Origin of the sequence: Corynebacterium pseudotuberculosis, from assembly GCF_002155265.1 — a bacterium.
GTDB classification, from domain to species: Bacteria; Actinomycetota; Actinomycetes; order Mycobacteriales; family Mycobacteriaceae; genus Corynebacterium; species Corynebacterium pseudotuberculosis.
In genome coordinates this window covers 1,733,681-1,746,456 of record NZ_CP021251.1, presented here as the reverse complement: position 1 = coordinate 1,746,456, position 12,776 = coordinate 1,733,681, and the positions used below count along the sequence as shown (strand labels likewise).

General features: G+C 51.6%; 10 protein-coding genes. 3 read left to right on the top strand and 7 right to left on the bottom strand.

Annotation, left to right across the window (positions count from 1 at the left end):
• Window positions 1-49 precede the first annotated feature (49 nt).
• The gene (locus CpATCC19410_RS08080; protein ID WP_014367021.1) at window positions 50-580 is read right to left on the bottom strand and encodes an FxsA family protein; all 531 of its coding nucleotides are present in this window, start codon (window positions 578-580) and stop codon (window positions 50-52) included.
• Window positions 581-651: 71 nt separating this feature from the next.
• Window positions 652-4,266: a cobaltochelatase subunit CobN gene (gene cobN / locus CpATCC19410_RS08075; RefSeq protein WP_013241878.1), complete on the bottom strand. Its 3,615-nt coding sequence runs from the start codon at window positions 4,264-4,266 to the stop codon at window positions 652-654.
• Window positions 4,267-4,654: 388 nt separating this feature from the next.
• On the opposite strand from cobN, the gene CpATCC19410_RS08070 reads away from it, so the two are divergent.
• From CpATCC19410_RS08070 to cobJ, 3 genes are read left to right on the top strand one after another with little or no spacing between them, the layout of a single operon-like run.
• Window positions 4,655-5,830: a ferredoxin-like domain-containing protein gene (locus tag CpATCC19410_RS08070; RefSeq protein ID WP_014401174.1), complete on the top strand. Its 1,176-nt coding sequence runs from the start codon at window positions 4,655-4,657 to the stop codon at window positions 5,828-5,830.
• Window positions 5,827-6,477, top strand: coding sequence for a precorrin-8X methylmutase (locus tag CpATCC19410_RS08065; protein WP_013241880.1), 651 nt, complete (start codon window positions 5,827-5,829; stop codon window positions 6,475-6,477). The genes CpATCC19410_RS08070 and CpATCC19410_RS08065 overlap by 4 nt, the downstream gene beginning before the upstream one ends.
• Window positions 6,474-7,979 carry a precorrin-3B C(17)-methyltransferase gene (gene cobJ, locus CpATCC19410_RS08060; RefSeq protein ID WP_013241881.1) on the top strand — a complete coding sequence of 502 codons (1,506 nt, stop codon included), beginning with the start codon at window positions 6,474-6,476 and terminating at the stop codon, window positions 7,977-7,979. The genes CpATCC19410_RS08065 and cobJ overlap by 4 nt, the downstream gene beginning before the upstream one ends.
• Before the next feature lie 58 nt (window positions 7,980-8,037).
• Here cobJ and CpATCC19410_RS08055 read toward each other — a convergent pair whose 3' ends face one another.
• From CpATCC19410_RS08055 to CpATCC19410_RS08035, 5 genes are read right to left on the bottom strand one after another with little or no spacing between them, the layout of a single operon-like run.
• Window positions 8,038-8,769 (bottom strand): cobalt-precorrin-6A reductase, encoded by a 732-nt coding sequence (locus tag CpATCC19410_RS08055; protein ID WP_013241882.1) that lies wholly within the window; start codon window positions 8,767-8,769, stop codon window positions 8,038-8,040.
• The gene (gene cobM / locus CpATCC19410_RS08050; RefSeq protein WP_013241883.1) at window positions 8,757-9,530 is read right to left on the bottom strand and encodes a precorrin-4 C(11)-methyltransferase; all 774 of its coding nucleotides are present in this window, start codon (window positions 9,528-9,530) and stop codon (window positions 8,757-8,759) included. The genes CpATCC19410_RS08055 and cobM overlap by 13 nt, the downstream gene beginning before the upstream one ends.
• A 26-nt stretch (window positions 9,531-9,556) precedes the next feature.
• Entirely contained in the window at window positions 9,557-10,825 is a 1,269-nt protein-coding gene (locus tag CpATCC19410_RS08045; RefSeq protein WP_013241884.1) for a bifunctional cobalt-precorrin-7 (C(5))-methyltransferase/cobalt-precorrin-6B (C(15))-methyltransferase, read from the bottom strand.
• Window positions 10,826-10,863: 38 nt separating this feature from the next.
• Window positions 10,864-11,604 (bottom strand): SDR family oxidoreductase, encoded by a 741-nt coding sequence (locus CpATCC19410_RS08040; protein WP_013241885.1) that lies wholly within the window; start codon window positions 11,602-11,604, stop codon window positions 10,864-10,866.
• Window positions 11,604-12,746, bottom strand: coding sequence for a M24 family metallopeptidase (locus CpATCC19410_RS08035; protein ID WP_013241886.1), 1,143 nt, complete (start codon window positions 12,744-12,746; stop codon window positions 11,604-11,606). The genes CpATCC19410_RS08040 and CpATCC19410_RS08035 overlap by 1 nt, the downstream gene beginning before the upstream one ends.
• Window positions 12,747-12,776: the final 30 nt, after the last annotated feature.

The window sequence follows — 12,776 nt, the reverse complement described above, 5'->3', positions numbered from 1 at the left end:
GAGGCTACAAAAAAGTTTCTTTCTGAAAAGCCTGAGCGGCTAAAATCTTTTAGCGTCGTGGTGGATTCGGCCCACTTGGTCCACCGAAATCTTCGGGTTTTATATCTCGGGACCATTTGTGAATCTCTTCCTCGTTGATCTGGTCATGATCGATAACGGAATGAGGGCTAAAACTTCCATAGCTGGCGTGCTGTCTATAACTATTGGTTGCCTCGAAACTGCGAACACCCATGTCTTCGATCTTTTTCCGAAGCCCTTTAGCCAAAAGCGATCGGACCAGTGCTCTGGTGGGCGGAAGAATAAGCAAAAGTCCGAATACACTTGTGACAAATCCTGGAAGGGCCACTCCCACTGCCCCAGCGGCTAATAGCCCTAGGTTACCTGCTGCGCGGCCTGGAGAGGAGCTGCCAGATGCTAACCGACGCGAAATGCTTCGCATTTCAAAGGCCGCAAGAAATAAGCCGCCAAAGAGAAAAGCGATGAGCAAAATGAGCGCAGTGGCCGTCCCCAGCCATTGCGCAACTCCCCAGAAGGCAAGAGCTTCGATCAGAATGTACGGAAGACCAATAAAAAGCGGCATGGTCTTTACTTTACTTCTTTTATGTGATCCGTGATAAGCTCTACAAACCTCTAGGGCTATCAGGCGTTAGGTTATTCAGAACCTTCTTCCAATGCTCCTTCCATCTCTAGGAACGCTCCGCGCAAGGTATCCAGGGCTTCTGCTGTGGGGGTTTCCCATAGACCACGGTCAGCAGCCTCAAGCAAACGTTCGGAAATATCGCGGAGTGCCCAAGGATTAGAAGCTTTAAAGAATTCTTTGTTCTCTGGGTCTTTAACGTAGGTATCCGTGAGCGTCTCATACATCCAATCGTCCATGAGGCCAGTGGTCGCATCGTATCCAAAGAGGTAATCAACTGTAGCTGACATCTCAAAGGCCCCTTTGTATCCATGATTGCGCATAGCCGCAATCCAACGTGGGTTGATCACTCGAGCTCGGAAGACTCGACGAGATTCTTCATGCAGAGTGCGAGTTTTAACGGTTTCCTGACGTGTTGAATCACCGATATAAGCTTCAGGGTCTTTGCCGGTGAGCGCGCGCACTGTGGCGACCATTCCGCCATGAAATTGGAAGTAGTCGTCGGAGTCGGCGATATCGTGTTCTTTGGAGTCCACGTTTTTTGCAGCGACCTGGATTCTGCGATAAGCAGCGCGCATCTCATCTGCGGCTTCTACTCCGCTAATTCCGCGTCCGTATGCGTAACCGCCCCACGCAGTATAGACATCCGCAAGATCTTTATCGTCGCGCCACGTGCCTGACTCAATGAGTTCAAGAATCCCGGCCCCATATGTTCCTGGCTTTGATCCGAAGATGCGTCGCACGTGGTCTTGCTGGGCGTCATCAATCGCGTGGGCCTTAACATAGTTCATACTCAAGGGCTCGTCGAGGTGGGCCACCAGCTGGATGGCATCGTCGATAAGCGCAAGTACATGGGGGAAAGCATCGCGGAAGAATCCAGAAATTCGGACTGTCGTGTCGATGCGAGGTCGTCCGAGCTCATGCAGAGAAATGACTTCTAGATCTACAACCCGGCGCGATGCTTCATCCCATATGGGCCGTACACCTAGGAGCGCGAAGACCTCTGCAATATCATCTCCGGAGGTACGCATGGCGGATGTCCCCCATACCGAGAGTCCAACGGATGTTGGGTAGTCTCCGTTGTGTTCTGATTGGTACCGCTGAATGAGCGAATCTGCGAGGAGTTGTCCGGTTTCCCATGCCAGTCGGGATGGGAGCGCTTTAGGATCAACTGAGTAGAAATTACGGCCTGTGGGGAGGACATTGATCAGTCCCCTCATTGGCGAGCCGGAGGGACCTGCTTCAATAAAACCGCCATCGAGTGCGTGTAGGATTTGTTCGATCTCTCGCTCTGATTGTGCTAGCCGAGGGATGATCTCCGTGCACGTAAAATAAAGGAGCTTGGTTAGTTCTTCTTTGTCAGCGTTTTCAGGTAGCTCGGTTGTATTTACGATGGCTTCTACGCTGTTGGAATCCCATGCCGCGGCATCGAGTTCTGTTAAAAGAGTATGAGCGATTTTTTCTACTGCATCTACCCTGCTTAAAGTTTCATCGCCGGCTTCGGATAGGCCGAGGGATTCGCGTAACCCCGGAACTGCTTTGTCGCCTCCCCAGAGTTGGCGGGCACGTAGCATTGCTAAAACGAGTTCGATACGAATATCTCCGGTGACTGATTCTCCTAGTACGTGGAGTCCCCCGCGTATTGCTGCGTCTTTGATTTCACAGAGCCATCCGTCGATTTCCATGATTTGATCATCAAAGGCGTCTTCGTCGGGGCGCTCTTCCCAACCAAGGTCTTTGTCCATTTTTGCTGCTTGAAGCAGCGTCCAAATTTCTTGGCGGATAGCGGGAAGTTTGGCAGGATCCATGGAAGCAATGTTCGCGTGTTCGTCGAGAAGCTGTTCGAGTCTGGTGATGTCCCCGTAGCTTTCGGCTCGCGCCATGGGGGGAATCATGTGGTCGATGAGCGTCGCATGAGCTCGTCTTTTAGCCTGGGTTCCTTCTCCTGGGTCGTTGACAAGGAAGGGATAAATGAGTGGCAGCTCATTGATGGCTTGGTCTGGGTAACAATCAGCGGAAAGGCCTGCGTTTTTTCCTGGTAGCCATTCCATGTTTCCGTGTTTGCCCATATGCACGATGGCATCGGCTCCAAAAATTTCTCTGAGCCAGTAATAGACCCCTAAATAATGGTGATTGGCGGGGAGGTTAGGGTCGTGATAGATGCCGACAGGGTTTTCGCCGAAGCCGCGGGGTGGCTGAACCATCACTACGACATTGCCAAACTGTAGGCCAGCTATGTAGAGTTCCCCGGTTTCCTGATCGACGTAATGGGTTCCGGGTGCTTGCCCCCAATGCTGGGTCATTTCATCCTGCATCCCTTGTGGTAAGGATGCAAAGAAGTTGAGGTAATCCTCTCGAGAAAGTTTGAGGGGATTATTTTTGATTACCTCGTTAGTAAGCCATTCTGGATCGTGTCCCCCTGCCGCGATAATGGCATGCATCAGTGCATCTCCGTCGTGGGCGCCTTCCTCTGAGTATCCGGGGATGTCGCTGGTATTACCGAGATTATAGCCTGCTTTGTCCAACGCTTGGAGGACGCGGAGCGTAGAAAGCGGGGTATCTAGTCCCACAGCATTGCCTATACGGGCGTGCTTGGTGGGGTATGCAGAGAGCATAAGGACGAGTTTTTTATCTTTATTTTTGATAGTCCGTAGTGCTGCATGCCGGATGGCTATTCCCGCAAGGCGAGAGCATCGTTCAGCATCTGGAACATAGGCGATGAGGCCATCAGAGTCGTGCTCTTTGAATGAGAAGGGGACGGAGATGAGCCGTCCATCGAATTCTGGGACTGCGATTTGAGTAGCTACGTCGAGAGGGCTGAGGCCCTCATCGTTGTCTTCCCAATCGGAGCGCGAATTGGTCAGCGCAAGACCTTGGATGATAGGGATATCAAGAGCAGCAAGCTTTGCGACGTCCCACGCTTCATCGTCCCCACCTGCGGTCGCAGTGGCTGGTTTTGTGCCGCCGGCGGCTAATACGGTGGTGATTAAAGCGTCGCATGCACGAAGCTCTTGGAGTAGCTCTTCTGACGCTTGGCGTAAGGAAGCCGCAAAGATTGGTACGGGTAGTCCGCCTTTTTCCTCGATAGCGTGAGAGAGGGCTTCTATGTATGCGGTGTTACCGGCTAAATGCTGTGCTCGGTAATAAATAATGCCGATTCTGGGGGCTTGCGGCGGGATCATTGCGGTGGATGTTCTGTCTAAATGACCCCACACCGGCATGTGTTTTGGCTCTTCAAAACCTAGCCCTGTAAACAGCAGCGTATCGGAGAGAAAATTGTGGAGGTTTATCAAATTAGATTGACCTCCCTCCGCTAAGTATGTATGAGCTGTGGTGACAACTCCTGCTGGCGCAGTGGAAAGCTCGGTGAGCTCAGCGTCCACTGCGAGCTCGCCGGAAACCGCGACTAAAGGAACCGATGAGGCGAGGATCCGTTCCAAGCCACGTTCCCATGCGCGCTTTCCTCCCAAAAGTCGGACGACAAAGACATCAGTCTTCAAGATAAGTTCGTCGAGTTTTTCCTCGGAGACGTAATTCGGGTTAGCAAAATGGAAACTGACGTTGTCAGCTTCTGCCGCTACTTTGGCCGAAAGGAGATCTGTATCTGATGTGGACAAAAGCGTGATCATGTGAGACAAAGTTTCCTTTCGTGGGTGACGCGCCCATCGATGTGTTGTTTAAGGGAGTGGTTGTGACACGTGGTTTTCATGAAAACGATGGTCTGGCTATAACAGTGGCGCGACCGTCCGGATTTTCACCGGGTTCATCGACACATGAAATAAGCTTTCCCGAAATATTTCGGTGCCGTAGGCTGGGCTTATTCAACGTATACACAACACTTTGCAACCGTGCTGCGGTTCTCTGTTTTTCATTATTATGTTGTTTCTAGCAGCCTGCTCAAAGGCCTGTACTAGCTTAGCTAATTTAGCTAGCCAGTTGGGTTGGTTTGGGGGTGGGTGTGAAAAAGCTTGTTTTACGGGTCACAATGTTGGTTTAAGTGTGTTTGTTTTTACTATCATGTTGCGCATGACCCACCCTAAAATCTCGCAATCAGCAGTCCTGATTGCGCACCCAGACCGTAGCCGTTCTGATATGTGTCCTGGTGCACTTAAACTGCATCACGCCACGGATGGAGCTATTGGGCGCGTTCGATTCCCTGGCGGACGAGTACGCCCAGAACAATGGAAGACGATTGCTCAGATTGCCCGGGAACTTGGTGATGGAACAATCCACATTACAACTCGGGGAAATATGCAGTTCCGTGGTGTAAAGGATGAGGCGCAATTTGCCACTGTTGTTGAGGAATCCGGATTCCTGCCTTCGCGGAGTCACGACAAAATCAGGAATATTTTGGCTTCTCCCCTACATCCTGAGCTATGGCCGCTAGTAGACAGCCTAGATGCTGCGCTTTTGAATGATGACGTAGTGTCTGGTTTATCTGGTCGTACCCTCTTTGGCTTTGATGCCGGTGAAGGCGACATTCTGAGCCAGCGTCCAGATTTTGGTGTTATCGCAATTGATGATGCACACCATATGATTCTGGGAGGACAGATTACCGAGATACGTCTGAATGACTTAGAGATTATTCCTAAGGTACTCACTTTTGCTGCGCGAATATGGCAAGAAAACCGCGAAGCCTCGTGGCGGCTCCATGAAAGCCCATCTGTACGTGCGCTCATCCTGGAACAAATCCAGGCGCACTTTGCAGTGGAGACACAGCCGGTAATCCCTCCAGTTATTGAAGGCTCCGCACGTCCGGTTGGCTGGATTGACCTTGGAGATGAGCGTGTTTCTTTGGGCGCGGGTCTTCGTTTTGGTTTCCTCACAGCACAGGTCGCAGATATTTTGAGCGCGATAGACGCTGAAACCACGATTACTCCGTGGGCATCAATCGTGATTCATAATCTCCCTCACTATGATGCGGATGCTGTGGTTAAAGTATTGGCTCCATTAGGGATGCTTTTTGATCAAGAATCACCATGGCTAAGGGTAACTGCTTGTACCGGCCTGCCAGGGTGCCAGAAGTCCTTGTCAAATACCCAAAATGATGCAACGCAGTTGGTTATTTCGGGTAAAGCACCAGAGGGCCTTGTACACTTTTCAGGGTGCGACCGTCGTTGCGGTCATCCCCTATCCCATCACACGGAATACGTTGCCACCGGCGACGGAGAATACGAGGTATCAGCAAGGTGAGCTTTGACTACATCACCGACGGCAATGAGATTTACCGTCAATCCTTTGCGATGATTCGTGAGGAATCCGATCTCAGTAACTTTGATCCAGATCAAGCACAAGTTGCTGTCCGTATGATTCATGCCGCCGGTGAGGTAGATCTTGCTGAGGACATTGAGTTCTCAGCAAACCTTGTTCCTGCAGCCCGAAGCGCGCTCAAAGCAGGAGCGCCCATCTTTACTGACGTTAACATGGTAAAAAGCGGGATCACTCGGAAACGGCTCCCCGTTAACAACGACGTGATCTGTTTGCTTACAGACAAACGAATCCCGGACCTTGCAGCCCGACTCGGCACAACGCGATCCGCGGCGGCAGTAGAACTATGGGCTGAGCGTCTCGACGGCGCCATCGTTGCCATCGGCAACGCCCCTACAGCACTCTTTCATTTGATGAATTGGCTTGCTGAAGATCCTACCCGGCCGCGTCCAGCCGCAATTATAGGAATCCCCGTAGGGTTTGTCGGCGCTGCCGAATCTAAGGCAGCTTTATCCAACGTGGCTGCCGATCTTGGTACTGAGTTTGTAACCGTTCATGGACGCCGGGGCGGATCAGCAATTACATGTGCTGCTATTAATGCTCTTGCCACAGAAAAGGAGATACTTCCGTGAGCACGGCAAGACTCATTGGCGTAGGAGTAGGCCCTGGAGACCCTGAACTGTTAACGATTAAAGCGGTAAAAGCTATCCAAACCGCAGACGTGGTTGCTTATCACGCTCGACCCAATGGAGCATCGGCTGCACGAAAGATAGCATCATCGTATTTAACAGATTCGCAAGAGCATGAGCTCCTAGAGTACCCAGTGACAACGGGGATTACCGACCATCCTGGCGGCTATGCCGGAGCCATGGCCGACTTTTATCTTGATGCCACCCAGCGACTACGCACACACCTAGAGCAAGGTAAAACCGTTGCAGTGCTAGCGCTCGGTGATCCTATGCTGTATAGCTCTTACCAGCATCTGCACAAGTACCTTGCAGAAGAATTTCCCGCAGAGATTATCCCGGGAATTCCTTCTATTACTGCCGCCGCCGATGTCTTAGGCATGCCATTATCTGAAGATGATGAAGTCCTCTCCATCATCCCCGGAACACTTCCTAGCGCTGAATTAACGCAGCGACTGCTCGATTGCGACACCGCGGTTGTGATGAAGTTAGGTCGTACGTTTGAAAAAGTTCGACAATGTCTTATCGCTGCAGGCGTTGCTGATCGAGCGTACGTGGTAAAACGTGTAGGCATGGAAGGTCAGAGTACAATCCCAGTACTCGAAGCGGACCCGAACTCTATTCCCTACTTCGCAGTAGCTGTTGTCCCTTCAGCGGTGCACCAAAATCATAATGGGTTGCAAGAAGACCACTGCACAAATACGACTCGAGGAGAAGTAGTAGTCATCGGACTTGGTCCTGGTTCTTCAAAGTGGATAACGCCCGAGGCCACTGCAGAATTGAAAAACGCAACCGATATTGTTGGCTATTCCACCTATGTTAAGCGCGTGCCTCTCCGCGCCGGGCAACGCCGGCATCTCTTTGATAATAAGGTGGAAGCTGAGCGCGCAGCCATGGCTTTGGACATGGCAAAACAGGGGAAAAAGGTTGCGGTGGTTTCTTCTGGAGATCCAGGCGTGTTTGCTATGGCTGCAGCGGTTCTAGAGACCGCCGATGATGAACAATGGCGCGAGGTCCCCATTCGAGTCATCCCGGGTATGACTGCAGCACAAGCTGTGGCTTCTCAGGTAGGGGCACCCTTGGGGCACGATTTTGGAATGATCTCTTTGTCTAATCGCCTCAAGCCCTTTGAGATCGTAGAAAAACGCATCCGTGCGCTCGCAGGTGCTGACATGGCTTTTGCCTGCTACAACCCTGCTTCAAAGGAGCGTCGTTGGCAGGTGGCAAGGCTTAGAGAGATCGTTTTAGAGTATCAGTCGGGAGATACCCCTGTTATTGTGGCTCGTGCAGTGGGATCCGATCAAGAAGGTATTGTGGTGACCACTCTGCAAAACTTTGACCCGGACATCGTAGACATGCGGACTATGGTCATCGTGGGTGCTTCGACGACACGCCAATACATGGGGGCGGATGTACGCCGCGTTTTTACTTCACGGCGCTACGAGTAAAAAACAGGAAGGCTACTGCATATATATGCAGTAGCCTTCCTGCTAGGAGTTAAGCCACTTATAGCGCCTGTAGCACGTCTATGACTTCTGCTGCAGACGTGGCCGTGTATGCAGCGGGTGGCAAAACAGGGCGCTGTATCATGATGACGTCAACGCCGAGCTCACGTGCAGCATCCAATTTAGCGCTTGTCAACGGGCCTCCAGAATTTTTGGTTACAACGCAATCGATCTGATTATCCACCATGAGTTTCTTTTCATCGGTTACGGTAAAAGGACCGCGCGACATAATGAGTCGGTGACGTGGAGGAAGTGGCACTTGCGGAGGCTCTACGGTGCGTACTACATACAGGTTGTGGGGATCCTCTGCAAAAGGTGCGAGCTGCTGGCGGCCAATAGTGAGGAAAATATGATGATAGTCTCTAGCAGCTAGAGAGGCTGCTTGGGCAACCGAAGAGACAGTGCGCCAACGATCCCTGGGAGCAGCTGTCCAAGCAGGACGATGGAGAGCGATAAGTGGAATCCCCGTTGCTCGCGTAGCCTCTACTGCGGAAATACTAATGCGCTCGGCAAAAGGGTGGGTGGCATCGATGACTACTTCTACCCCCTCCTTGATCAGCCACTGGGTAAGCCCCATAGGGCCGCCAAAACCGCCAATGCGCACTTCACCTACCGGAAGTTTAGGGTTTGCAACTCTTCCCGCGAGTGAGCTAGTGACATGCCAGCCAGCATCGTAAAGCATTTGGGCGACTTCTCTAGCCTCGCCGGTACCGCCAAGGATCAGGGCGCGCATGGGATAGTCCTTCCGTGTGTATCACGAGGGCGGTCATCAGAATAAAGGAAAGAATCAGGAAAACCTTCGGCTGTGAGAACTCGACCGACAACAATGATTGCTGTACGCGTAATGCCTGATTCTTTGACTTTTGATGCAACATCTGAGAGAGTGCCCCGAACGATTTTCTCCTCTGGGCGGGAAGCAAAAGCGACAACGGCAACGGGACAATCTTCGCCATAATTAGGTATCAGTTCTGCTACCACGCGGTCAATATCATGTGCCGCCAGGTGTATACACAGAGTGGCACCGCTTTGCCCTAGAGTAGACAGGTCTTCTCCCTCTGGCATCGCCGAAGCCCGTCCGGATACTCGCGTTAAGATGACAGTCTGTCCTACCGTGGGCACAGTGAGTTCATGGCCTAATGCTGCAGCAACAGCTGCGAAAGAAGGAACCCCAGGCACTATCTGATAGTCCACTCCATGTGCGGTAAGACGTCGGGCTTGTTCGGCAACTGCAGAATAGATGGCGGGGTCGCCAGAATGTAGCCGTGCGATATCTTTCCCCTGGGAATGCGCATCAAGAATGCGTTGGGTGATTTCATCCAGCGGCATACGGGCGGTATTGATGACTTCGGCATGTTCTGGAACCGAGTCTAAAACCTCGGGGGGAACAATGGAGCCTGCGTACATACACACCTGGCAGGTGCTGATGAGCTTTTGTGCGCGTAATGTTAACAAATCTGCAGCGCCTGGACCAGCGCCAATAAAATAAACGGTCATTTTTACCTTTAATAGTTGCGGCTTTACTAAAGTTTAGGGGTGTTGGACTTGGTAACACTCCACTGGAGCACAGGCAGTGCTGGCTTCATTGTGGTAAAAGATCCCACGTTATGTTCCTGCGAAATATCGAAGCGGGCCATGCTTCCACCCAGTGTTTTTCTTAACTCCCAGAGCACCGATTCACTTTCTATTGTCACTGCGTTAGCCACAAGACGGCCACCCATCGGAAGCCTAGACCATGCAGCGTCAAAGACCCCAGGCGCCGTGAGGCCGCCTCCGATGAACATGGCATCTGGAGGCGTAGGGACCTCATCGAAAGAGTCAGGAGCTCCATGAAGGATGGTTAAGCGGTCTATAACTCCTAACGACCGTGCATTTTTTGCGATGCGGTTGCGGCGTTCCTCAACGACTTCAAAGCACACAGCCGTTGTTCCAGGTGTGGATCTCAGCCACTCAATAGCGATAGAACCAGAACCACCACCTATGTCCCATAACGTTTCGCCTTGGCGTGGGGCCAAAGTCGATAGCGTAAGGGCACGAATATGGCGTTTAGTGAGCTGTCCATCGGAGATATAGTGAGCGTCGGCAAGCCCCGGAAGCATACTCTCGCCTTTGCGCTGCAGGGACACAGCGATAACGTTGAGGGAGCTCGTAGCCGTAGGCGGCTGCTCTGCCGTGCCTGAAACAACTACCTCATCAGAGCTGCCCAAATCGCTGAGTATTATTATTTTTGCGTCTGATTGATTGAGCTCAACTAACAGGTCACAGATAGAAGCAGGAGTTTTTTCATCCTGACCGAGCACCAGGAAAATTCCCCCGCGTTGTATTGGAAGTACTAGATGATCTACAGCGTTGGTGACCAAGCTATAAACGGGAGTCTTATCAAGGGGCCAGCCTAGACGCGCGCATGCCAAGGATGCTGAGGAGCTATGTGGAATCACTGTAACCGAATGCTGCGGAAGCAACCGTATGAGCGTTGACCCGATGCCATGGAACATCGGATCGCCTGAGCCTAACACCACTACATTAAGATCTGTCAGCTCTGCAAAAATTTCTGGGATTTTGGGAAGCATCGGAGACGGCCACGGGCGACGTTCCGCTGAGACATCCTCGGGGACGAGTCCTAGCTGACGCCAAGAACCAATGATGATGTCCGCCTGGTAGAGTGCTTCACGCGCCTGGGTCCCTAACTCGTCTACTCCACCCGCGCTAATACCTACCACAGTGATAAAACCAGTTTTGGCCACTGAATCCCCTACCGCAATGCGTCGTAACGAGGTCGCTTCCCTACTCATAGAAAAAATTCTAGCGATACAAGTGTTGTTCGCTGTGATCAGCGCGGCATATGGCGCCAAATTGAGCTAGGAACCACACGCATGAGAAAAGCCAATGCTATGAGACGCCGCGGGATCCACAGGGAGGTGGACCGCTTTCCGTTGTTGATCTCCTGTACTACTGCCCTGGCTACGATATCTGGGGTTACGGACATAGGAGCAGGAGACATACCAGCAGTCATTTTTCCGATCACAAAACCAGGTCGAGCAGTGATCAAACGGAGGTTTGTTGAATGCAAAGCCATACCGAGACCTTGGCAAAATGCATCTAAGCCTGCCTTGGTTGAACCGTATACATAATTAGCTCGTCGAGCTCGCCAACCAGCGATGGAAGAAAAAGCTGTGATGGTACCAGGCTTAGAGTTATGCTTCATGTGATCAGACAGAACGGTGAGCGCCACAATCTGTGCCGTGTAGTCTATTGTGGCGATTTTTGCCGCATGATGCTCATCGGTCTCAGCAGCCGCTTGATCTCCCAGGATTCCGAAGCATACTATGGCGTGCTCAATGTCTCCGGAGTTTTCTACTATCTTCCGGCAACAGTGTAGATCGGAAGCATCGAAAAATTCAGTACGTACTGATGCAGCACCCAACGTCACAAGATCTGCGCTCAGGCTTTTAAGGTCTTCCACACGGCGTGCGGCGAGTACTACATGGCGACCAGGTGCTAGAAGGCGTGCTATCTGTCCACCGATTTCGCTGGTAGCGCCAAGAACAAGCAGAGTTCGAACATCAGACATTACTGGAGTGTCCTTGGTTGATTATTGAGGCGTTCACAGCCATTCTCTGTCACCACGACGATATCCTCAATACGAGCCCCAAAACGATCTTCGAGGTAGATTCCGGGTTCCACGGAAAAAGCCATGCCTGGTTGAAGAACAAGGTTGTTTCCTTTCATGATAAAGGGTTCTTCGTGCGTGGATAACCCGATACCATGGCCAGTGCGGTGAATAAAAGCGTTTCCGTAACCCGCCTCTGAAATAATATCGCGGGCTACTTTATCAATGCTTGCAGCTGTGACCCCCGGCTTAATAGATTTAACAGCCTCTTCCTGCGCACGGAAAAGCACGGTGTACATTTGTCGGGCTTCTACGTCTAAGAGATCGAGGTCTCCCCCAACAACATATGTTCGGGTGCAATCTGAGTGGTATCCCGCACCATAGGTGCCACCAATATCAACAACAACCAAATCCCCGGGAACAAGTTTGCGATCCGAGTAATCGTGATGCGGATTGGCACCATTGGCTTGGCTTCCGACGATGACAAAGTCGACTTTGGAATGGTCTTTCTTGATAAGCACTGCTAAGTCTTCTGCTACTTCAGCTTCTGTTCGTCCTGGTTGCAAGAGAAAAGGAACCTGTGCGTGGACTTTATCAATAGCACGGCCAGCTGAGCGTAACTGATCGATTTCCTCAGCGTCTTTGGCTATGAACAATTCAGCGAGAACTGCAGTTGCCAGAACTGTAGTTGTTTGTTCGCCCAAGATATTTTGGATCGATATCAGATGATTAGCTGTGAGGTCTTCTCCTATACCAACGGCAGCATGCGGAGAAGCACCTAGTGCAGCTACCGAGGCAGCATAAGGATCTTGCCCGTCTATCCACCCCAGGATATTAATGTCAAGAGACGGAATGGCGGATTTTCGTAGATCGCCTCGGTCTACGTCTGGAACAATAAGAGTGGGTTGGGCTCCAGAAGATGGGATCACTAGTGCTGTGAGTCTTTCGTGGGTTGAAATCCAGGAACCCGTGAGGTACGCAAGTTGTGCGCCTGCTCCGATGATGAGTCCGCTCAAACCGGATTCACGTGCAAGCGCAGCTGCACGTGTGATCCGATGCGAATAGACCTCGGGAGCAAAGCCGCAGTGTTCATTGATATCCATAGTGCTTTATTGTAGAGAGTTCAAAGCTTG